Source organism: Cryobacterium melibiosiphilum, assembly GCF_003602235.1.
In the GTDB taxonomy this organism is placed as follows: domain Bacteria; phylum Actinomycetota; class Actinomycetes; order Actinomycetales; family Microbacteriaceae; genus Cryobacterium; species Cryobacterium melibiosiphilum.
Genome location: NZ_QZVS01000072.1, coordinates 19,804 through 40,715, shown reverse-complemented (window position 1 = coordinate 40,715; position 20,912 = coordinate 19,804). Strand labels below are relative to the sequence as shown.

20 protein-coding genes are annotated in these 20,912 nt (G+C 67.2%); 6 read left to right on the top strand and 14 right to left on the bottom strand.

Annotation, left to right across the window (positions count from 1 at the left end):
* Window positions 1–26: 26 nt before the first annotated feature.
* From D6T64_RS06685 to D6T64_RS06665, 5 genes are all read right to left on the bottom strand, one after another.
* Window positions 27–980, bottom strand: coding sequence for a DUF4190 domain-containing protein (locus D6T64_RS06685; protein WP_119973429.1), 954 nt, complete (start codon window positions 978–980; stop codon window positions 27–29).
* Window positions 981–1,029: 49 nt separating this feature from the next.
* Window positions 1,030–1,449 carry a transcription antitermination factor NusB gene (nusB, locus tag D6T64_RS06680; RefSeq protein WP_119973427.1) on the bottom strand — a complete coding sequence of 140 codons (420 nt, stop codon included), beginning with the start codon at window positions 1,447–1,449 and terminating at the stop codon, window positions 1,030–1,032.
* Window positions 1,449–2,009: an elongation factor P gene (gene efp / locus D6T64_RS06675; RefSeq protein ID WP_119973424.1), complete on the bottom strand. Its 561-nt coding sequence runs from the start codon at window positions 2,007–2,009 to the stop codon at window positions 1,449–1,451. The genes nusB and efp overlap by 1 nt, the downstream gene beginning before the upstream one ends.
* A 120-nt stretch (window positions 2,010–2,129) precedes the next feature.
* Window positions 2,130–2,570, bottom strand: a complete 441-nt coding sequence (locus tag D6T64_RS06670) for a type II 3-dehydroquinate dehydratase (RefSeq protein ID WP_119973422.1) — start codon at window positions 2,568–2,570, stop codon at window positions 2,130–2,132.
* A gap of 91 nt (window positions 2,571–2,661) precedes the next feature.
* On the bottom strand, window positions 2,662–3,066 hold the full coding sequence (locus D6T64_RS06665) for a hypothetical protein (protein WP_147364498.1): 405 nt from the start codon (window positions 3,064–3,066) through the stop codon (window positions 2,662–2,664).
* Between the two features lie 187 nt (window positions 3,067–3,253).
* Here D6T64_RS06665 and D6T64_RS06660 point away from each other — a divergent pair, with 187 nt between their 5' ends.
* From D6T64_RS06660 to D6T64_RS06635, 6 genes are all read left to right on the top strand, one after another.
* A complete protein-coding gene (locus tag D6T64_RS06660) occupies window positions 3,254–4,609 on the top strand; it encodes a GAF domain-containing protein (RefSeq protein ID WP_233550879.1) in 1,356 nt (451 codons plus the stop codon).
* Between the two features lie 121 nt (window positions 4,610–4,730).
* Window positions 4,731–6,254: an aldehyde dehydrogenase family protein gene (locus D6T64_RS06655; RefSeq protein ID WP_119973418.1), complete on the top strand. Its 1,524-nt coding sequence runs from the start codon at window positions 4,731–4,733 to the stop codon at window positions 6,252–6,254.
* Window positions 6,255–6,446: 192 nt separating this feature from the next.
* A complete protein-coding gene (locus tag D6T64_RS06650) occupies window positions 6,447–7,970 on the top strand; it encodes an aldehyde dehydrogenase family protein (protein ID WP_119973416.1) in 1,524 nt (507 codons plus the stop codon).
* 132 nt (window positions 7,971–8,102) lie between these two features.
* A complete protein-coding gene (locus tag D6T64_RS06645; RefSeq protein WP_119973413.1) occupies window positions 8,103–9,500 on the top strand; it encodes a GAF domain-containing protein in 1,398 nt (465 codons plus the stop codon).
* A gap of 56 nt (window positions 9,501–9,556) precedes the next feature.
* Window positions 9,557–11,080 (top strand): acetaldehyde dehydrogenase ExaC, encoded by a 1,524-nt coding sequence (gene exaC / locus D6T64_RS06640; RefSeq protein ID WP_119973411.1) that lies wholly within the window; start codon window positions 9,557–9,559, stop codon window positions 11,078–11,080.
* Between the two features lie 115 nt (window positions 11,081–11,195).
* Window positions 11,196–11,666 carry a DUF779 domain-containing protein gene (locus D6T64_RS06635; RefSeq protein WP_119973409.1) on the top strand — a complete coding sequence of 157 codons (471 nt, stop codon included), beginning with the start codon at window positions 11,196–11,198 and terminating at the stop codon, window positions 11,664–11,666.
* Here D6T64_RS06635 and aroB read toward each other — a convergent pair.
* The 9 genes from aroB to D6T64_RS06590 all read right to left on the bottom strand — a co-directional run bounded on the left by aroB (window position 11,663) and on the right by D6T64_RS06590 (window position 20,844).
* Window positions 11,663–12,763, bottom strand: coding sequence for a 3-dehydroquinate synthase (aroB, locus tag D6T64_RS06630; protein WP_119973407.1), 1,101 nt, complete (start codon window positions 12,761–12,763; stop codon window positions 11,663–11,665). The two genes, D6T64_RS06635 and aroB, sit on opposite strands and share 4 nt — an antisense overlap.
* On the bottom strand, window positions 12,760–13,314 hold the full coding sequence (locus tag D6T64_RS06625) for a shikimate kinase (RefSeq protein WP_119973405.1): 555 nt from the start codon (window positions 13,312–13,314) through the stop codon (window positions 12,760–12,762). Before D6T64_RS06625 ends, aroB begins: the two co-directional genes overlap by 4 nt.
* Before the next feature lie 76 nt (window positions 13,315–13,390).
* Window positions 13,391–14,605 carry a chorismate synthase gene (gene aroC, locus D6T64_RS06620; protein ID WP_119973403.1) on the bottom strand — a complete coding sequence of 405 codons (1,215 nt, stop codon included), beginning with the start codon at window positions 14,603–14,605 and terminating at the stop codon, window positions 13,391–13,393.
* Between the two features lie 60 nt (window positions 14,606–14,665).
* Window positions 14,666–15,508 carry a shikimate dehydrogenase gene (locus D6T64_RS06615; RefSeq protein ID WP_119973401.1) on the bottom strand — a complete coding sequence of 281 codons (843 nt, stop codon included), beginning with the start codon at window positions 15,506–15,508 and terminating at the stop codon, window positions 14,666–14,668.
* On the bottom strand, window positions 15,501–16,913 hold the full coding sequence (mltG, locus tag D6T64_RS06610) for an endolytic transglycosylase MltG (RefSeq protein WP_233550878.1): 1,413 nt from the start codon (window positions 16,911–16,913) through the stop codon (window positions 15,501–15,503). The genes D6T64_RS06615 and mltG overlap by 8 nt, the downstream gene beginning before the upstream one ends.
* Window positions 16,914–16,915: 2 nt before the next feature.
* Window positions 16,916–17,386 (bottom strand): Holliday junction resolvase RuvX, encoded by a 471-nt coding sequence (ruvX, locus tag D6T64_RS06605; protein ID WP_119973464.1) that lies wholly within the window; start codon window positions 17,384–17,386, stop codon window positions 16,916–16,918.
* Window positions 17,387–17,430: 44 nt separating this feature from the next.
* Window positions 17,431–20,085, bottom strand: a complete 2,655-nt coding sequence (alaS, locus tag D6T64_RS06600; RefSeq protein ID WP_119973399.1) for an alanine--tRNA ligase — start codon at window positions 20,083–20,085, stop codon at window positions 17,431–17,433.
* A gap of 115 nt (window positions 20,086–20,200) precedes the next feature.
* Window positions 20,201–20,404, bottom strand: a complete 204-nt coding sequence (locus D6T64_RS06595) for a hypothetical protein (protein ID WP_119973396.1) — start codon at window positions 20,402–20,404, stop codon at window positions 20,201–20,203.
* Between the two features lie 44 nt (window positions 20,405–20,448).
* The gene (locus tag D6T64_RS06590; RefSeq protein ID WP_119973393.1) at window positions 20,449–20,844 is read right to left on the bottom strand and encodes a DUF948 domain-containing protein; all 396 of its coding nucleotides are present in this window, start codon (window positions 20,842–20,844) and stop codon (window positions 20,449–20,451) included.
* Between the last annotated feature and the right edge of the window lie 68 nt (window positions 20,845–20,912).

Genomic DNA, 20,912 nt, shown 5'->3' with positions numbered 1-20,912 from the left:
ACCCACACGCGGCAACCGGCCCGGCGTTAGGGCTGGAAGAAGCCGGAGACGAAGGTGGAGAATCCCACCGCGTCGTTGGGCGCCCCGACATATTGCTCCCCATCGACGAAGACCGTCGGAGAGCTCGAGATGGCCGGCAGGCCGGCATAGGCCCCAGCGAAGGCAGCATCGTTGTTGATCTGATTCCAGAGCTGGTACTCGCCACCGCTCACGCACGACTCGATGCTGGAACTGCCGGTGGACAGGGCGACCAGTTCGGAGTCCGTCAGCCCGGACGTGTTCTCCGCGGGCTGGTTCGCATACAGTGCGGCGAGGTAGTCGAGGGTGGTGTCGGGGTTGATTGCGGCCTCGCAGGTCAATGCCGCGCCGGCACGGGTGGAGTATTCGGTGCCCTCGGAGTAGCGGTCCAGAAAATTCAGCGAGTGCAGGCGCAGGGTGATCGCATTGTTCTCCACGGCGAGGGCAAGCTGGGGTCCGTTGGTGTCGTCGAAGACCTTGCAGTAGGGGCACATCGGGTCGAAGAACTCATCGATGACGACCGGGCCGGTGCCGAGCTCGAGGTAGCCCTCGTCGAAGTTCGCGGCGCCCAGCTGACCCTCCGGAACCGTGCCGAGGGAGTCAGCGGGCGCCTCGCTGGAGGAGGTCACGCCGCCCGCGCCCGGGCCGGTCGTGGCGAAGAAGGCCGCGAAGGCCGCCGCGAAGAAGACCGCCACGATGACCGAGACGGCGGTCGCGGCCACGGCGACGTACCCGATGATCAGGCCGGCCAGGGCAAACCCTCGACCGGCCTCGCCACGCGCACGAATCTGCCCGAGTGCGATATGGCCGGTGATGATGGCCACGAGTCCGACGAAGAACGAGGAGACGAACGACACGATCGCGAGCGTGTTGGTCTTCGGCGCCACGGCATAGCCGTGCCCGGTCGGGCTTCCCGGCGGCGGCGAAATCTGCTGCGGTGTGCTGGGTGCGTTGCCGGTCATCGTGTTCCCCCTGTTGCCCGTCAGCCGCTACCTGTCAGAACGAGTAGCGCTACGCGGATGGTGCGGTTTGAGCGATCTTGCCGAGCAGTCCGTTGACGAAGCCGGCAGAATCATCCGTTGATAACACCTTGGCAGACTCCACCGCCTCGTCGATCGCCACGGCGACCGGCACGGCGTCGTTATAGAGAATCTCCCAGATTCCGATGCGCAGGATCGCGCGGTCGATGGTCGGCATCCGCGCCAGGGTCCAGCCCTGCGAATACGTCTCGATCAGTTCGTCGATCTCGACCTTGTTGTCGACGACCCCGTCGACGATCTCGCGGGCGTACAGCCAGGAGGCCATCCGGTCCGGTTCGCTGACGGCACGCTCGGCCTCGCGGGCGAGGGACTCCGGGATCGTCGTCTGCCGCACGTCGGCGGCGTAGAGGATGTCGAGGGCGCGCTTGCGCGCTTTGGTGCGAGCGCTCACTAGTTGACGCGGCCGAGGTAGTCGCCGGTGCGGGTGTCGACCTTGACCTTGGTGCCCTGCTCGAGGAACAGTGGAACCTGGATCTGGTAGCCGGTCTCGACGGTGGCAGGCTTGGTGCCGCCGGTCGAGCGGTCGCCCTGCAGGCCGGGCTCGGTGTACGTGATTTCGAGAACGACGGATGCCGGCAGCTCGACATAGAGCGGGTTTCCGTCGTGCAGGGCCACGGTCACGGCCTGGCTCTCGAGCATGAAGTTGCTCGCGTCGCCGACGACGGCGGCGGAGACATAGAGCTGGTCGTAGTCGGCGACGTCCATGAACACGTACGACTCGCCATCGGCGTAGAGGTAGGTGAAGTCGCGACGGTCGACGTTCTCGGTCTCGATCTTGGCGCCGGCGTTGAACGTGCGGTCGACGGTCTTGCCGCTCACGACGTTCTTGAGCTTGGTGCGCACGAACGCGCCACCCTTGCCCGGCTTGACGTGCTGAAATTCAATGACGGCCCAAAGGTTGCCATCGATCTTGAGGACGACGCCATTCTTGATATCGGCGGTAGAGGCCATGAGGGGGAGGTTCCGTTCAATTCGTTCACTTAGGAAGGTGCGCGGCCCAATCGGCCTCAAACGAGTGTAGTTCCCCCGGCACCCCAGCGCCAAAGCCCCGATTCACCCCGGGCCGGCGCGCTACGCCGGCCGGCGGGTGACGAAGTCGAGGGCCAGGCGATACGAATCGAAGCCGAGACCGGCGATCACGCCGGTCGCGACGGCACTGACAACGCTCGTGTGGCGGAACGTCTCGCGCGCGTGCGGGTTAGAGATGTGCACCTCGATGAGCGGCAGCCCCGCCTTGGTGACGAGGGCAGCCGCATCCCGCAGCGCGTAGCTGTAGTGCGTGAACGCCGCCGGGTTGAGGATCACGGGCATGCCCTCGTCGACGGCCTCGTAGATCCAGTGGATGAGTTCTGCCTCATCATCGGTCTGGCGCAGGTCGACGCTCACCCCGGCGGGGGCGGCGGCGACCAGCATCACCCGCAGGTCGTCGAGGTTCGCCGCGCCGTAGACATCCGGTTCCCGGCTGCCGAGGCGCCCCAGGTTCGGACCGTTCAGAACGAGGATTGTAGTCATCCATCGACCATAATCCATTGGACTGCACGGCTGAACTGTACGGCTGGGCGAGGCGCTCCCGGCTCCGGTGGGGCGACGAACTGCGGCTGCCCTACCCCTTCAGCACCACCACTCCGTCATCGTGGGCCAGGAACACCCCGAGCACCCGGGTCACCGCGCCGAAGGATGCCCGCAGTTCAGTTCCCCAGGCCCGGTCCGGCGCGGTCAGGGTCGCTGCCCCGGGGCGTTCCAGGGTCAGGATCACGCTGCCCCCGGGGGCGAGATCGCGCAAGAGCGTGCCGAGGCCGGCGGCGAAGGATGCCAGCTCCCCCGGTTCGGGCACCAGGGGAATATCCTCGATGGGCATGAGGATCGGCATCTGCAGGCCGTGCCGGTCACACATCATGAACCAGATCTTGCGCACAATCGCCGGGCCGACCAGGTCGGCCACGCGGTCCTGGGCTTCGGCGACGGTTGTCACCGGAGCGGCATCTTCGAGCATCTCGTGGGGAGTCATGCGCACACCCTGCTGCGGTTTGAGCGTCACGCGGAGTTTTCCACAGGGCTATTTCAAGAACCTGACGGTTTTTCTCGCGTTTTGTACCGGCACAACTCCCAGCCTGTAATGCATGCTCCCGCATAGACTGGAGTGCCCGGCCCGGCACACCCGCACTCGTCGCCGATGGCCCGCCGAACGGATGTCGATGCCCAGCGCCCTTGATAAGACTCGCAGCTGGTTCAGCCACCCCGCGAGCCCGATTCACCTCGTACCGGCGCAACTGGCCCAGGGTGAGCTCGTGCAGGCGAGCTGGGAGCGATCCCGCTCACTCGAACTCGACCGGGACTCACTCGTTCCCGAGCCCAGCCTGACGTTCGGCCAGCTGCGCGAGCTGCGCAACGACCATCCGCTCGCCGCCGTCTTGCCGGTCGTGCACAGCCTGCTCATTCGCCACGCCGTCGACGCCGGTCTCGTCGTGGCCGTCAGCGACGAATTCGGTCGACTGCTCTGGCTCGACGGCGACCGCGTGCTGCGCCGTCAGGTCGAGGCCATGAACTTCGTCGAGGGCGCGGACTGGTCCGAAGCCCACGCCGGCACCAATGCCCCCGGTCTCGCCCTCGCGGTGAACCGGGCCGTGCAGATTCGCGGCCCCGAACACTTCAACCGGCTCGCCCTGGCCTGGAGCTGCACCGCCGTGCCCGTGCACGCCCCCGACGGCCGCGTCGTCGGCGTCGTGGACATCACCGGGGGCACGGATGCCGTCGCCCCCCAGACCCTGCCCCTCGTGCAGGCGTCGGTCGCCGCGATGGAGGCCGAACTGCGCATCAACGCCCTGACCCTGGCGCCCCCCGCCGGCCCGGCCTCACGCGGCACGGTACCCCACAAGACCCGGCCGGCCGTCATCCGCCTCTCGTCGAGTGCAGCCCCGGCCCCCGCGGTCTCCGTGCCGCTGCGCAAGGCCGGCCCGGTCGCGCTCAGCGTTCTCGGCACCGATCACGGCCGCCTCGACAGCGGCGACCGGTCGATCGAGATTCGTCCGCGGCACGCCGAAATCCTGACCCTGCTGGCCTGGTACCCCGGCGGGCTGTCCACCGAGCGCCTCGCCTCCCTGCTGCACGAGCAGTCAAGTTCGCTCGACACCCTGCGCTCCGAGATGGTGCGCCTGCGCAAGGCGCTCGACCGGCTCAGCCCCCGCATCGTGATCAGCTCGCAGCCGTACCGGCTCGAATCCGTGGTGGAGCTCGACGCCCAGCGGGTGCTGACACTGCTCGAGCGCGGCGCGCACCGCGTCGCCCTCGCCGCCTACCGCGGGCCGCTGCTGCCCCGCTCCATCGCCCCCGGCATCGTCGAAATTCGCACCGAGGTCAGCGCCCGGCTGCGGGAATCCCTCCTGAGCGACGCCTCCGTCGACCTGCTGCTGACCTATGCGCGCACCGACGAGGCCCGCTACGACGCAGAGGTCTGGCGTGCCTGCCTCGAATTGCTGCCGACCCACTCCCCGAAGCGGGCGAGCATCGTCGCCCGCCTCGCGAGCATCCAGGCCGAGATCGCACAACAATAGCCCGGCAACGTTAGGCAAGGGGTCGGCAACTCCGACCGATCTAGCTTTGAGAGTGAGGCCGCCAAGCGGCCAGGCGCGGACGCCGGGAAACCCCCGGGGTGTGCGTCACCTGAGGAGCTTTATGACTATCTTTGCCGCCCCCGGAACCCCGGATGCGAAAATCACCTTCAAGCCGCGCTATGAGAACTGGATCGGCGGCCAGTGGACCAAGCCCGTCAAGGGCGAATATTTCGACAACGTCTCCCCCATCAACGGCAAGGTCTTCACCGAAGCCGCCCGGGGAACCGCCGAGGACATCGAACTCGCCCTCGACGCCGCCCACGCCGCCGCACCGGCCTGGGGCAAGACCAGCCCCGCCGAACGCGCCGCCGTGCTGAACAGGATCGCCGACAAGATCGACGCCAACCTCGAATACCTCGCCGTCGCCGAGACCTGGGACAACGGCAAGCCGATCCGCGAGACCCTCGCCGCCGACATCCCGCTCGCGGCCGACCACTTCCGCTACTTCGCGGCCGCGATCCGCTCGCAGGACGGCGACCACGCCGAACTCGACACCGACAACGTCGCGTACCAGTTCCACGAGCCGCTCGGCGTCGTCGGCCAGATCATTCCCTGGAACTTCCCCATTCTGATGGCCTCCTGGAAGCTTGCTCCCGCGATCGCCGCAGGTAACGCCATCGTCATGAAGCCCGCCGAGCAGACACCCGCGTCGATCCTCGTGCTGATGGAACTGCTCGGCGACATCGTGCCGGCCGGTGTCATCAACATCGTCAATGGCTTCGGTGCCGAAGCCGGAGCCGCGCTCGCGAGCTCCACCCGCATCCGCAAGATCGGTTTCACCGGCTCCACCCCGACCGGCCGTTCGATTCTGAAGGCCGCCAGCGCGAACCTGATCCCCTCCACCGTCGAGCTCGGCGGCAAGAGCCCCAACATCTTCTTCGAGGACATTGCGCAGAAGCGTGACGCGTTCTACGACAAGGCGCAGGAGGGCTTCTCGCTCTTCGCCTTCAACCAGGGCGAGGTCTGCACCGCGCCGACCCGCGCCCTCGTGCAGAAGTCGATCTACGACACCTTCGTGGCCGAGGGAGTGGAACGCACGACCAAGGCGATCCAGGGCAACCCGCTCGACACCGCCACTCAGGTCGGCGCGCAGGTCAGCCTCAAGCAGCTCGAGCGCATCATGGACTACATCGAAATCGGCAAGGCCGAGGGCGCGAAGCTGCTGCTCGGCGGCAAGCGTGCCGACCTCGGCGGCGACCTCTCGGGTGGCTTCTACGTGGAGCCGACCATCTTCGAGGGCACCAACGACATGCGCATCTTCCAGGAGGAGATCTTCGGACCGGTGCTGTCGGTCACGAGCTTCGACGACTTCGACGACGCGATGACCATCGCCAACGACACCGAGTTCGGCCTCGGCGCCGGCGTCTGGTCGCGCAATGGCAACATCACCTACCGCGCCGGCCGGGAGATCCAGGCCGGCCGGGTGTGGATCAACAACTACCACACCTACCCCGCGGGCGCCGGTTTCGGCGGCTACAAGAACTCCGGCATCGGCCGCGAGAACAACAAGCTGGCTCTCGGCCACTACCAGCAGACCAAGACCCTGCTGGTCTCGTACAGCGAAGACGCCCTGGGCCTCTTCTAACCCTCTCGACAACGGATGCCGCGGTGCCTTCGGGCGCCGCGGTATCCGCTCGTTAAGGCCCAGACCGGGGGCAGGCAAGGTCAGGCAACGTTCGGGCAACCCCTGCGCCTTTAGCGTCAGACAACGGCCGTGAGACGGCCGGTACAGCCATTCTGCGAGACAACCGACGATGCCGTCGACTGAGGAACACTTATGACCATCTACTCCGCTCCCGGAACCCCGGACGCACTGATCACCTTCAAGCCCCGCTACGAGAACTGGATCAACGGGCAGTGGACTCCGCCCGTGAACGGCGAGTACTTCGGGGACATCTCCCCCGTGAACGGCAAGCAGTTCACGGAGGTCGCCCTCGGAACGCCCGCCGACATCGAACTCGCCCTCGACGCCGCCCACGCTGCCGCGCCGGCCTGGGGCAAGACCAGCTCCGCCGAGCGCGCCGCCGTGCTGAACAGGATCGCCGACGTCATCGACGCCAACCGCGAACTGCTCTCCGTCACGGAGACCTGGGACAACGGCAAGCCCGTGCGCGAGAACCTCGCCGCCGACATCCCCCTGGCCGCCGACCACTTCCGGTACTTCGCCGCCGCCATCCGCGCCCAGGACGGCGACCACGCCGAACTCGATGGCGACAACGTCTCCTACCAGTTCCACGAGCCGCTCGGCGTCGTCGGGCAGATCATCCCCTGGAACTTCCCCATCCTGATGGCCTCCTGGAAGCTCGCCCCGGCCCTCGCCGCCGGCAATGCGATCGTGCTGAAGCCCGCGTCGCAGACCCCCGTATCGATCCTCGTGCTGATCGAGCTCATCGGCGATATCCTGCCGGCCGGCGTGCTCAACATCGTCAACGGCTACGGCTCGGATGCCGGCGCCCACCTGGCCTCGTCGCCGCGCATCCGCAAGATCGCCTTCACCGGCTCCACCCCGGTCGGCCGCACCATCTTGAAGGCTGCCAGCGAGAACATCATCCCCTCCACCGTCGAACTCGGCGGCAAGAGCCCGAACCTGTTCTTCGCCGACGTCGCCCAGGAAGACGACGCCTTCTACAACAAGGCCCAGGAGGGCTTCGTGCTCTTCGCCCTCAACCAGGGCGAGATTTGCGCCGCGCCGACCCGCGCGCTGGTGCAGAAGTCGATCTACGACACCTTCGTCACCGACGCCGTCGCCCGCACCAAGCTCATCAAGCAGGGAAACCCGCTCGACACCGAGACCCAGATGGGCGCGCAGGCCAGCAAGGCGCAGTACGACAAGGTGCTCTCCTACATCGAGATCGGCAAGCAGGAGGGCGCGAAGCTGCTGCTCGGTGGCGAGGGCGTCGACCTCGGCGGCGAACTCAGCGGCGGCTTCTACATTCAGCCGACGATCTTCGAGGGGGACAACTCGATGCGCATCTTCCAGGAGGAGATCTTCGGCCCGGTGCTCGCCGTCACCAGCTTCGAGGACTACGCCGACGCCATCGAGATCGCCAACGACTCGGAGTTCGGCCTCGCGGCCGGGGTCTGGTCCCGCAACGGCAACGTCGCGTACCGCGCGAGCCGAGACCTCGAAGCCGGCCGCGTGTGGGTCAACAATTACCACACCTACCCGGCGGGCGCCGCGTTCGGCGGGTACAAGAACTCCGGCATCGGCCGCGAGAACAACAAGCTCGCCCTCGGCCACTACCAGCAGACCAAGAACACCCTGGTCTCCTACTCCGAGAACGCGCTGGGCTTCTTCTAAGCAGCAGCGAAGCTCACCTCGGGCGGCGGACTTTCGAAAAGTCCGTCGCCCCAGTGCCTGGGGCACTTATGCTGGAAGTCCCGGCCGGGCAACGTCGCCCATGCCGCGCAGACCCGTGAGGATCGAAGGTTGATGATCAGTCCCTGGACCGCTTTCTCCCCCGAGGATTCCGAACGCGCGACGTTCGCCCAGCTCGAGAAGGACCACGAGTCCGCCGTGTCGGACAAAGTCATGCGCAGCGGAGTGCGGCGACTCGTGCAGGAATCCTGGGTTCGATCCCTGTCACTCCGGCTCGACCCGTCCACCGTTGCCCCCGAGCACGAACTCAGCGCCAACGAGCTGCGGGACCTGCGCAGTCGGCATCCGCTGTCATCGGTGTTACCGGTCGTGCACAACCTGCTCATTCGCCACGCCTTCGACGCGGGATTGATCGTCGCCGTCGGCGACGAATCCGGTCGACTGCTCTGGATCGACGGCGACCGGGTGCTGCGCCGCAAGGCCGAGGAAATGATGTTCGTCGAGGGCGCCGACTGGTCGGAGCGTCGCGTGGGCACGAGCGCACCGGGCACTGCCCTCGCCCTCAACCACGGAATCCAGATCCAGCGCGCCGAACACTTCAACCGCATGGCGCACCCCTGGAGCTGCACCGCGGTGCCCATTCACGATCCGGAGTCCGGCGTCGTGCTCGGCGTCATCGACATTACGGGCGGGGCGGATGCCGTGGCTCCCCAGACCCTGCCGTTGGTCGAGGCCGCCGTCGCCGCAATCGAGGCGGAACTGCGCATCCAGCGGCTCGGCCTCGGCGCCGACGAGCAGGGCGCCGCCCGGGTCGGCCTGGCGCTCACCCCCACGCCGCGGCGCCGCGAGGCACCGGCGGGATTGACCATTCTCGGCAGCGACAATGGCCAGCTGACCGTCGGCGGCAAGACCGTGGAGATCAGCCCCCGCCACGCCGAGATCCTCACCCTGCTCGCTTGGCACCGACAGGGGCTCTCGGCCGACCGGCTCGCCCTCATGCTCAGCGACCAGGCCAACGGTGTCGACACCGTCCGCGCCGAGATGGTGCGCGTGCGCAAGGTGCTCGACACCCTGAGCCCGCGGATCGTGATCAGCTCACGCCCGTACCGCCTCGAGTCGCCCCTGGAACTGGACGCCCAGCGTGTGCTCGCGTTCCTCGAACGCGGCGCGCACCGGGTGGCCCTCGGCGCCTACCGCGGCGCGGTGCTCCCCAACTCGCTGGCCCCCGGAATAGTCGAACTGCGTGCCGAGGTGAGCGCCCGATTGCGGGAATCGATGCTCAGCGACGCCTCCCCCGACCTGCTCCTCGATTACGCCCGCAGTGAGGAGGCCACCTACGACACCGAAGTCTGGCGGGCTTGTCTCGAACTGCTGCCGCCACGGTCCCCGAAGCGCGCGACGGTCGTCGCCCGGTTGACCCGCATCGAGAGCGAACTCAGCCGCATGGACGCCGACCTCGAATTGCGCGAGACCGGAACCCACCGCAACCTTTCGCAACGTTCGATGCCCTAGCCTCTTCTCACGGCCGCAAGTGCAGCCGCCGACATCGTCGTCGACAGAGGAGTGCCATGACTGTTTATGCAACCCCCGGATCCCCCGACTCGAAGGTAACCTTCAAGCCGCGTTATGAGAACTGGATCGGCGGCGAGTGGGTCGCTCCCGTCAAGGGCCAGTACTTCGAAGATATCTCCCCCGTCAATGGCAAGCCGTTCACCGAGGTCGCTCGTGGCACCGCCGAAGACATCGACCTCGCCCTCGACGCCGCGCACAAGGCCGCGCCGGCCTGGGGCAAGACGAGCGCCACCGAGCGTGCCGCGGTGCTGAACAAGATCGCCGACATCATCGACGCAAACCTCGAACTCCTGGCCGTGGCCGAGACCTGGGACAACGGCAAGGCGATCCGCGAGACTCTCAACGCCGACATCCCGCTCGCCGCCGACCACTTCCGCTACTTCGCCTCCGCGATCCGGGCCCAGGACGGCGACCACGCCCAGCTCGACGGAGACACCGTCTCCTACCAGTTCCACGAGCCGCTCGGCGTCGTCGGCCAGATCATCCCGTGGAACTTCCCCATTCTGATGGCCGTCTGGAAGCTCGCGCCCGCCCTCGCCGCCGGCAACACCGTCGTGCTGAAGCCCGCCGAGCAGACTCCTGCCTCGATCCTCGTGCTCATCGAACTTCTTGGCAACGTGCTCCCCCCGGGCGTCGTGAACATCGTCAACGGCTTCGGGCTGGAAGCCGGCAAGCCGCTTGCCTCGAGCAACCGTATCCGCAAGATCGCCTTCACCGGAGAGACCTCCACCGGCCGCCTGATCCTGCAGTACGCCTCGGCGAACATCATCCCCTCCACGGTCGAACTCGGCGGCAAGAGCCCGAACATCTTCTTCAGCGACGTGGCGCAAGAGAAGGATGCCTTCTACGACAAGGCCCAGGAAGGCTTCGTGCTCTTCGCATTCAACCAGGGCGAAGTCTGCACCGCCCCGAGCCGGGCACTGCTGCAGAAGCCCATCTACGACAGCTTCCTCAGCGACGCCATCGCACGAACCAAACTGGCCATCCAGGGAAACCCCCTCGACACGTCTACCCAGGTCGGTGCCCAGGCCAGCAATGACCAGCTCGAGAAGATCCTGTCCTACATCGACATCGGCAAGAAAGAGGGCGCGAAGCTGGCCCTCGGCGGGGAACGCGCCGACCTCGGCGGAGACCTCACCGGCGGCTACTACGTGCAGCCGACCATCTTCGAGGGGCACAACAAGATGCGCCTGTTCCAGGAGGAGATCTTCGGACCGGTGCTCGCCGTCACGAGCTTCACCGACTACGACGACGCCATCTCGATCGCCAACGACACGCTCTACGGCCTGGGCGCCGGTGTCTGGTCCCGCAACGGTAACGTCGCCTACCGCGCCGGCCGGGACATCCAGGCCGGACGGGTCTGGGTCAACAACTACCACGCCTACCCCGCCGGTGCCGCGTTCGGTGGCTACAAGAGCTCGGGCATCGGCCGGGAGAACAACAAGCTCGCCCTCGGGCACTACCAGCAGACCAAGAACCTCCTGGTGTCCTACTCCGAAAACGCGCTCGGTTTCTTCTAGGAAACCGTCAACTCCGCATCACACCTAGCCAGGGGGCTGTCCACGACGTAACGTCGTAGGCAGCCCCTGTGGGTTTTACCCGCACGTCACACGCAGTCAGCCAGGAGGCACGTCAATGTCGACACCAACCATCACCGCGTCGGTCACGATTCCCGGCGAATCCCTTCCCCGGGTGGAGCTCGCCCCGGTCGCCGTGGACCTGCTGCGCAGCCTGTGGCAGGAGCACGGACCGCTCATGTTCCACCAGTCCGGCGGATGCTGCGACGGGAGCTCCCCGATGCTGTTCATGGCCGGGGAATTCATCACCTCCGAGCAGGACGTGCGCCTCGGCCAGTTCGACCTCGCCGCAGCGGGCCAGCCGGAGCAACCCCTCGACTTCTGGATGTCGACCGAACAGTTCGCCTACTGGAGCCACACCTTCCTCACGGTCGACGTGGTTCCGGGCCGCGGCAGCGGCTTCAGCGCCGAAGCCCCCCGCGGCGTGCGCTTCCTCATCCGGTCCCGCCTGATGGAGACCGCCGAGCCCTTCGCCGCACCGGCCGAACCCGCGGAGCTTCCCCCCGAGGCTGCGACCGTACCGGCTTAAGAGCCGATCGCCTGGTACGCCGAGAACAGCAGCGACGCGTCGGGCCCTTCGAGCATCGTGGGCTTGCCGATGTCGTCGAGAACGACGAACCGCAGCATGCCGCTGCGGGTCTTCTTGTCCCGCTGCATGGACGCCAGCAGGGTGCTCCACCGGCCCACCGGGTAGCTGATCGGCAGTGTCAGGGAGTCCAGGATGCGCCGGTGCCGGTCCACGTTCTCGACCGATAGCCGGCCGCTCAGGGCTGCCAGCTCGGCGGCGAACATCATGCCGACGGCGACCGCGGCCCCGTGGCGCCAGCCGTAGCGTTCGGCGTGCTCGACCGCGTGGCCGAGGGTATGCCCGTAGTTGAGGATTTCGCGCAGGCCGGACTCCTTGAAGTCCTCACCCACTATCCGGGCCTTCATCGCGATGGAGAGTTCGATCAGGCGGCGAAACTGGGGGGTGGTCGGGTCGGTGGCGAGGGCGACATCCGCTTCGATAATGTCGAGAATCTCGGGAACCTGGATGAATCCAGCCTTCGCGATCTCGGCGAAACCGGCGAGGATCTCGTTCTTCGGCAGGTATTCGAGCAGGTCGAGGTCGCAGATCACGGCGCTCGGCGCGTAGAACGTGCCCACGAGGTTCTTGCCCTCGGCGGTGTTGATGCCGTTCTTGCCGCCGACGGCCGCGTCGACCATGCCGAGCACGCTCGTGGGAACCTGCACGAGCTTCACGCCGCGCAGCCAGGTCGCGGCGACGAAGCCGGCCAGGTCGGTGACGGCGCCGCCGCCGAGGCCGATCACGGCGTCGGTGCGGCTGAAGTCGGCCTGGCCCATGACCTGCCAGCAGAACGCGGCGACCTCGACCCGCTTGGCGGGCTCGGCGTCGGGCACCTCGGCGATGAGCACTTCGTAGTGCTCCATCAGGCTCTCGCGCAGGGCCACGGCACGGGCGCCGAGCGTCGAGGTGTGCACGATCAGCACCTTCGCGACGCCGGTGCCGAGCTGGTCAGCGAGGGAGCCGACGAGGCCCCGCCCCACGAGAACGTCGTAGCTGTCGGTGCCGCTCACCGTGATGACGGTGGTCGCCTCGGTCGTGCTGTCTGCAGTTTCGGTCATGATTTCTCTCTTACCCAGGTCACGATTTCATCGACGATGCCGTCGATGGGTCGATTTGATGTGTCAAAGCGGATGCTCGCGAGCTCTTCGTAGATCGGCCGGCGTTCGTCGTAAATGCGTTGCCAATCGCCGAGGCCGCCGGCCGGGCCGGCGCTCAGCAGGGGTCGGCGGGAGCCGCCGAGTCGGGCCTCCACGACGGCGGCACGCACGCTTAGGAACACGACCGTCGCCTGCGACAGGTCGGTGCGGGTCGCCGCGTCGAGCACGGCTCCCCCGCCCAGAGAGACCACGGCTCCCCCCTTCAGTGCCTCGATCACGGCTTCACGCTCGATCTGGCGAAAGTAGGCCTCACCCTCGCGTTCGAAGATCTCCGGAATCGGGCCGTGCGCGGCGACGATGATCTTGTCCGTGTCGAGAAAGGACAGCCCGAGCGCGCGGGCGACCCGCTTACCGATCTTGGATTTACCCGCCGCCATCGGTCCGATGAACACGAGGGGAAGGAAAGCGACCGGCAACAGGGCATCGGTCGAGGTTGTCTCGGTTTCACTCATTGTGTGTCACATTCATCGAAGGTTCCTCGCCGCGTCTTCGCGGAGCGGTTCATGCTGGGTGCGGTGACCGGCGCGGCTACAGCGTCGCGTCGCTCGAGGCCCCCGTCTTGAGGTTGGCCGGAATGTGCGCGAGATACGACTCCAGGTTGCGGCGGGTCTCCCCGATCGAGTCGCCACCGAATTTCTCGAGCACCGAATTGGCCAGCACGAGGGCAACCATCGCCTCGGCGACGACGCCCGCGGCGGGCACGGCACACACGTCGGAACGCTGGTGGTGGGCCGGAGCGGCCTCGCTCGTGGCGACATCCACCGTGCGGAGCGCCCGCGGGATGGTCGCGATCGGCTTCATACCGGCACGCACCCGCAGAACCGTTCCGGTGCTCATGCCACCCTCGGTGCCGCCGGCCTTGTCGCTGGAACGCTGGATGGCCCCGTCGCTCATGACGAGTTCATCGTGCGCGTCAGAGCCGCGTCGAGTGGTGGTGAGGAAGCCGTCGCCGACCTCGACACCCTTGATCGCCTGGATGCCCATGAGGGCAGCGGCGAGTTGCGAATCGAGCCGGCGGTCCCAGTGCACGAACGAGCCGAGGCCGGGGGGAAGGTTGTAAGCGAGCACTTCGACGACGCCCCCGAGGGTGTCACCGTCGGCGTGCGCGGCATCAACCTCGGCGACCATCAGAACGGAGGTCGCGGGGTCGAAACAGCGCAGCGGGTCGGCGTCGAGGGTGCCGACGTCGTCCGGGGTCGGCAGGGGGGCGTCGTCGGGCACCCGCACCGGGCCGATCGCCAGGGTGTGGCTGACGAGGGTGATGCCGAGCTCGGCCAGAAAGGCACGGGCGACCGCGCCCAGAGCGACCCGCGCGGCGGTTTCGCGGGCGCTGGCACGCTCGAGCACGGGCCGGGCCTCGTCGAAGTCGTACTTTTGCATGCCGACCAGGTCGGCGTGCCCGGGGCGTGGGCGCGTCAGCGGCGCGCCGCGGCCGCGCGTGGATGCTTCGAGTCCGGCCTCGGGGGCGTCCGCCCCCATCACGTCGACCCATTTGGGCCACTCGGTGTTGCCGATACGCAGCGCGATCGGACCGCCGAGGGTGAGGCCGTGGCGCACACCGCCGGAGATCGTGAGGTCGTCTTCCTCGAATTTCATGCGCGCGCCGCGGCCGTAGCCGAGCTTTCGGCGCGCAAGATCGAGACGGATACCAGACAGGGAAACCGGGATTCCAGCGGGCAAACCCTCGACAATGGCGATGAGTTCGGGGCCGTGGGATTCTCCGGCAGTGAGCCAACGAAGCATGGACCTATTCTTCCACAGGCTCGCAGCTTCTTTCACGCACTGCGTCTTCCCGCTGCCCGCTCAGAGCGCGGCGCGCATGGCTGAGAGCACGGCCTCTTCCCGCGGCAGCGGCGCGAACGGGTCGCCGGCCACGAAGATGCGCACCTGGATCAGCGCCTGGTGCAGCAAGAGCCCCAGGCCAGAGGCGACCGTGCCGTCGGCGTTCGCCCACGATTCGGCGAGGGCGCTCGGCCACGGCGAATACGCCACATCGAAGAGCAACGCACTGGCCCTGAGCGTGCTGGGGAACTGCACGTCGAGCACCGTGCCGCCGGGCAACGTGCTGATCACGAGATCACTCGTTCGCCCCGGTGCGTCGATGCTCCGCAAGGTGGACACGGTGACGACCAGGCCGAGGAGGTGACCGAGTTCGACGAGGGTGGTCGCCTTCGCCGGGGTGCGAACGACCACATCGACCGTTTCCGCGCCGAGTTCGGCTGCGGCGGCCATGGCCGACGCAGCGGTGGCTCCGGCTCCGAGAATGGTCACGTGGGTGGCGTAGGCAACACCATTCTCGCCCAGCGCGCGCACGAGGCCCGGGACATCCGTATTGAAGCCCGACAGGGTGCGTCGCCCGTGGTTGGCCCCGATGAGAACGGTGTTGACGGCGTTAGTGAGCTGCGCGATCCGGTCGACATCGTCCAGGAGGGGCAGCACCTCGCGCTTCAGCGGCATGGTGAGCGAGAGCCCACGCCACTCGGCACCAAGCCCGGTCAGGAACGCCGCAAGCGCCCCCTCGCCCACGTCAGCGGCGTCATACTGCCAGTCGAGGCCGAGCTCCCGGTAGGCAGCGCGGTGCAGGGCGGGCGACTGGGAGTGGCCGATAGGCGAGCCCAGCACGGCCAGGCGGGGGACATTATTCAACGGGGCGGTTCTCCCTCATCCAGTCCTGCCACACGACCACGGCAGCGTCATGTTCGTCGACGGTGTTCGAGAAGACCGTTTCACCGGTATCAAGGTTGACCGTCACAAAGAACAACCAGCTTCCGTCGGCCGGATGCAGGGCGGCATCGATCGCGAGATCCCCCGGATTCGAGATGGGGCCCACGACCATGCCGGGGTGCACATAGGTGTTGTACAGGTTGCCGGCGTCGGCACGTTCCGCGTCCGTCGTCGTCACGAGGTGGGTGTTGCCGGTGCCGTAGGCGACCGTCGCGTCGGACTGCAGCAGCCCGCTGTCCCAGAGGGTGCGATCGAGACGGTTGAGGAACACCCGGGAGACCTTGTAGTAGTCGTCCCGCAGGCCGGCCTCACGCTGAATCAAAGACGCGAGCACGATGGTGGACCAACGGTCTTCAATGGCCACTCCCGCGGAATCCAGGGCCTGGAACTGCCGATTGACCAAGGTAGTGATGGCGTCGACCGCAGTGATCCCCGGGTCAAAGGTGTACGTCGCGGGAAAGAGGAAACCTTCGAGGGTCGTCGCTTCAGCAGGGAGGCCGTACGGCGACAGATCGGCCGCAGCGGCCTGCAGGTCCGTGAGGGGAATCTCGGTGCCCTCAGAGATGATCTGCAACACATCGACGGCCGCGGTGCCCTCGGGCACGACGATGGTCAGTTCGAGCTTGTTCGCCTCATCCAGAATCGCCGAGAGGGCCGCTGTGCCGCTCAACTTGGTCGCCATCTGATAGGCACCGGGCTGAAAAATGGGTTCGGGGCTCATCGCCAGCAGGGCGTCGTAGAACGCGTCGAAGCTCTTCACCACGTCCTCCTCGAGGAGGGTGCGCGCGATGTCGGCACCGGAATCGCCCTCGTAGATCATCGCGACGATCGGTTCACCCCCGGCGGCTTCTTCGGGCGTGTAGTCTTCGGGACCCTGGGTTGCGCTGATGAGTTGGGTGAGCGGCCCCTGCAGGGCAAAAGCTCCGACGGCCAGCAGTCCGACCAGCACCACGACAACGCTGAGGCAGCCCCAGGCTCCGCGGCGGGACTTCTTCTCCCGGGGTGGCTCGTCGACAAGCCGCTGGCGGCGCTTCGACCGCGTGCTGCCCGCGATGTTTCCGCCCTGCACGGCCGACGCGGATGCTCGGGAATCGGCGTCGGCGTCGGCGGCGAACATCGCAGCCACAGCATCCGCCGGGTGAGCCTCGACGGCCGGGGCGGCCGGAACCGGCTCGGCGGCGCCGGCCGGGACGGGCACTGCAGCACCGGGCCCGACCTCCGCCGGGTCATGTGCTTCTGCCAGGGCGCGTGCTTCGGCCAGGGCGGCGGCCTCGGCGGCGGCGCGCAGACTTCGACGAGACGGCAGTGGCTGGTCGGGGTCGGACACGTCTACGGCCTCTCGGTCGGGTGCACGGGCGAGCCGGCTGGCTTGCCCGTGGCACGCTCAGAGTCGAGCGCGTGTTGCAAAATTATAGTTGCGGCCACCTGATCGACCACTGGACGTTGCGTTCGCGTCGACCGGCCCGAGGAGCGCAGGGCGGCCTGGGCCGACACCGTGGACAGGCGCTCATCGACGAGGCGCACCGGCACGGCCACGGTGAGCGCGAGGGCCTCGGCAAAGTGCACCGCGTCATCCGTCGACGCCGTGTGATTGCCCGACAGGGCCAGCGGGAGTCCCACAATGACCTCCATCGCGCCGAGCTCCGTGACGATCGCGCCCAGGCGGGCCAGGTCGGCCGTGCCGCCCTTGTCGCGGGGTACGGTCTCCACGGGCGTCGCGAGCATGGCGTGGTTGTCGCTGCGGGCGACGCCGATGCGCACGGTGCCCACGTCGACCCCCACGCGCACGCCGGACCGCAGGCCGCGGCCGGCGTCGTCGGACGGGCTCGTCTCGGAGGCCACGCCTAGCGGCTGACGGCCGCGATAACGGCCTGCAGCGCCGTGGGGATGGCGGCCACGTCGGTGCCGCCGCCCTGCGCGAGGTCGTCCTTGCCGCCGCCGCCGCCGCCGAGGATGCCCGACAGTTCCTTCGCCAGGGCTCCGGCGCGGTGGCCCGCGGCACGGGCCGCGGCGTTCGTCGCCACGATGACGACGGGCTTGTCGGCGACAGTTGCGGCCAGGGCGACAATCGAGGGCTCGCTGCCGAGGCGTTCGCGGGTCGCGGTGACGAGCATGCGCACGTCGTCAGCGCTGGCGATGACGCCGAGGTCGACGGCGACAACCGCGACTTCCCCGGCGCGCTGCACGGTGGCGAGGAGTGCGGGAACACGATCGGTCAGGGCGCGGGCCTCGAAGGCGGCGATCTTCTTCTCGGCGGCCTTCAGGTTGGCGAGCAGGTCGCCGATTCGTTCCGGCAGCTGTTCGCGCGGGGTCTTCAGATTCGCGGTCAGCTGGGACACGATCGCACGCTCGACGGCGAGGTCGCGGAAGGCTTCGAGGCCCACGAGGGATTCGACTCGGCGGTTGGCGGAGCCGACGGATGCTTCACTCACCAGGTTGATCATGCCGATCTCGGCGCTCGAGGCGACGTGGGTGCCCGCACAGAGTTCGCGGGACCAGGGGCCGCCGATGTCGACGACCCGAACGACGTCGCCGTACTTCTCGCCGAACAGCGCCATCGCCCCGAGGGACTTCGCCTCGGCCAGGGGCAGTTCGCGCGTGGTGACCTGCAGGTTATCGCGGATGGCGTTGTTGGAGATCTCTTCGATCTCGCTGCGGGTGGCCGGCGACAGCGCCTGGTTCCACGAGAAGTCGAGGCGAAAGAATCCGGCCTTGTTGTAGGAGCCGGACTGGTGGGCGTTCGGTCCGAGTACCTGACGCAGGGCCGCGTGCAGGATGTGGGTTCCGGAATGCGCCTGGCGGGCACCGCGCCGCCAGTCGGGATCAACGACGCTCGTGGCACGCTCCCCCACGCCGACCTCGCCGCTGCGCACCTGCACCTTGTGGCTGATGAGTCCCTTGACGGGCTTCTGCACATCGAGCACTTCGAGTTCGTAGCCGGCGCCGACGATCAGGCCCGCGTCGGCTTCCTGGCCGCCGGACTCGGCGTAGAGGGACGTTTCCGCGAGGATGACCTCGGCGATATCGCCGGCCACCGCTCGGTTGACCGACACACCGTCCACGATGAGGCCGAGGATGGCCGACTCGGAGTTCAACTGCTCATATCCCGTGAAGACCGTCTCGCCGGCGGCCCGGAACGCGGCGTACACCGACAGGTCGGCCAGCAGGGTCTTCTTGGACTTCGCGTCGGCCTTGGCCATGGCGCGCTGTTTGCTCATCAGGGTGTCGAAGGCCTCGCGGTTCACGCTGAGACCGGCCTCTTCGGCCATTTCCAGCGTGATCTCGATCGGGAACCCGTAGGTGTCGTGCAGAAGGAATGCGGTATTGCCGGGCAGTTCGGTTTTCTGCTCGGACTTGGTCTTCGCGACCGCGAGGTCGAGCACGCTGCTGCCGCTCGCGAGGGTGCGCAGGAAGGTCTCTTCCTCCGCGTACGCGGCCTGGCTGATGCGACCGTAGTCGGCGGCGACCTCGGGGTACGAGGCTGCCATGGCGTCGCGGCTGGCCGGCAGGAGCTCCGGCAGGGTGGCCGCGTCGACGCCGAGCAGGCGCATGGCCCGCACCGAGCGGCGCAGCAGACGCCGCAGGATGTAGCCGCGGCCCTCATTGGACGGCATGACGCCGTCGCTCATCAGCATGAGCGAGGAACGCACATGGTCGGCGACGATGCGCATCCGCACGTCGTCGTCATGGTCGGCGCCGTAGCGACGGCCGGACAGAGCGGCTGCGCGGTCAAGCACGGGTCGCACCTGGTCGATCTCATACATGTTCTCGACGCCCTGCTTCAGGAAGGCGACGCGTTCCAGGCCCATGCCGGTATCGATGTTCTTGCTCGGCAGGTCGCCAAGAATCTTGAAATCGCTCTTGCCGGTGCTCTCACCGCGCAGGTACTGCATGAAGACGAGGTTCCAGATTTCGACGTAGCGGTCGTCGTCGGTGGCGGGGCCGCCGTCGGCGCCATAGGCGGGGCCACGGTCGAAGAAGATCTCCGAGCAGGGACCGGCCGGGCCGGGCTGGCCGGTGGACCAGTAGTTGCTCTCCATGCCGAGGCGCTGGATGCGGTTCTCGGGAACGCCGATCGCGCGCCAGTAGCGGAATGCTTCGTCGTCATCGAGGTAGATGGTGACCCACAGGTCACTCTCGCGGAATCCGTACCCACCCTGGTTTTCGGGGGTCGTCAACAGTTCCCAGGCGAAGCCGATGGCCTCCTGCTTGAAGTAGTCCCCGAAGGAGAAGTTGCCGTTCATCTGGAAGAACGTGCCGTGCCGCGGCGTCTTGCCGACCTCTTCGATGTCGTTGGTACGGATGCACTTCTGCACGCTCGTGGCGCGCTTGTACGGTGCCGGAACCAGGCCGGTCAGGTACGGGACGAACGGGACCATGCCGGCGACCGTGAACAACAAAGTGGGGTCATCGCTGACGAGCGAGGCCGAGGGAACGACGGTGTGGCCGCGTTCGGCGAAAAAGTCGAGCCAACGCCCGCGAATATCAGCAGTCTGCATGGGGTCCGTTTATTCGGTGATACGTGAAAGGTGCATGAAAAATTGTGCCCCCGCGGCGCCGTCGAGCCGAGCTCGAACGGGGTGGCGGGAGGATGCCGCTAGCGGTCGGCGAAGCTCACCGGTCCGGCGCGTCTTCGGCGATCGCATCGCGCAGCTCGGCCTCGCGCTGGCGATAGCCGTCGGAGATGGCTTCACCGAATTCGCGGGCCTTGACGTCGAGGTCGCTGAAGAACTGCTTGCCCTGCTTGGTCTGATTGACCTCGTGGGCGACGACAAATCCCACGGCAACGCCAACAACCAGCCAGACGAACTTCTTCATTTCAATGCTCCCAGAGGTAATTGGTACACGACCAGCGTATCGGTCTAGCGACGACGCCGCCGGGGGGTGCGCTCTGCGGACGGCTCGGCGGCCGGAACAACAGTGCGGAATGCGGCTCGAACTCCGGCCGAGAAACCGGCGAGCTTGATGAGGGGTCCGCCCACCGTTGCGGAGAACAGGGCCACCAGCGCGGACACGTTCCCCGTGACATCCGCGACATTGCTCGTGATCGTGTCGAGCCGTGCGATCTGCTCGTTGGTCTGCTTCAGCGTCGTCGTCGACTCAGCGATGAGCGGCGTGACGTTCTCACTCAGGTCGCGGATGGCGTGGGTCGTCTCATCGAACACCCGGCCCAGCTTGACGAGGGGCACGGCGAGGATCGCAACGAGCACCGCGAACACTCCGGCAGCGATGAGGCCGGCAATATCTCCACCTGACATGACTGACCATTCCTTCGACGTTGGGAAGCAAAAAGGGCGGATCACCCGAAGGTAATCCGCCCTTACTG

Coding starts and splice junctions, on each gene's coding strand:
- alaS (WP_119973399.1), bottom strand. CDS start 20,085: ATGCAGACTGCTGATATTCGCGGGCGTTGGCTCGACTTTTTCGCCGAA.
- D6T64_RS06595 (WP_119973396.1), bottom strand. CDS start 20,404: ATGAAGAAGTTCGTCTGGCTGGTTGTTGGCGTTGCCGTGGGATTTGTC.
- D6T64_RS06655 (WP_119973418.1), top strand. CDS start 4,731: ATGACTATCTTTGCCGCCCCCGGAACCCCGGATGCGAAAATCACCTTC.
- D6T64_RS06670 (WP_119973422.1), bottom strand. CDS start 2,570: ATGACTACAATCCTCGTTCTGAACGGTCCGAACCTGGGGCGCCTCGGC.
- D6T64_RS06650 (WP_119973416.1), top strand. CDS start 6,447: ATGACCATCTACTCCGCTCCCGGAACCCCGGACGCACTGATCACCTTC.
- exaC (WP_119973411.1), top strand. CDS start 9,557: ATGACTGTTTATGCAACCCCCGGATCCCCCGACTCGAAGGTAACCTTC.
- efp (WP_119973424.1), bottom strand. CDS start 2,009: ATGGCCTCTACCGCCGATATCAAGAATGGCGTCGTCCTCAAGATCGAT.
- D6T64_RS06660 (WP_233550879.1), top strand. CDS start 3,254: ATGCCCAGCGCCCTTGATAAGACTCGCAGCTGGTTCAGCCACCCCGCG.
- D6T64_RS06685 (WP_119973429.1), bottom strand. CDS start 980: ATGACCGGCAACGCACCCAGCACACCGCAGCAGATTTCGCCGCCGCCG.
- D6T64_RS06590 (WP_119973393.1), bottom strand. CDS start 20,844: ATGTCAGGTGGAGATATTGCCGGCCTCATCGCTGCCGGAGTGTTCGCG.
- D6T64_RS06635 (WP_119973409.1), top strand. CDS start 11,196: ATGTCGACACCAACCATCACCGCGTCGGTCACGATTCCCGGCGAATCC.
- D6T64_RS06645 (WP_119973413.1), top strand. CDS start 8,103: ATGATCAGTCCCTGGACCGCTTTCTCCCCCGAGGATTCCGAACGCGCG.
- D6T64_RS06625 (WP_119973405.1), bottom strand. CDS start 13,314: ATGAGTGAAACCGAGACAACCTCGACCGATGCCCTGTTGCCGGTCGCT.
- D6T64_RS06665 (WP_147364498.1), bottom strand. CDS start 3,066: ATGACTCCCCACGAGATGCTCGAAGATGCCGCTCCGGTGACAACCGTC.
- aroC (WP_119973403.1), bottom strand. CDS start 14,605: ATGCTTCGTTGGCTCACTGCCGGAGAATCCCACGGCCCCGAACTCATC.
- aroB (WP_119973407.1), bottom strand. CDS start 12,763: ATGACCGAAACTGCAGACAGCACGACCGAGGCGACCACCGTCATCACG.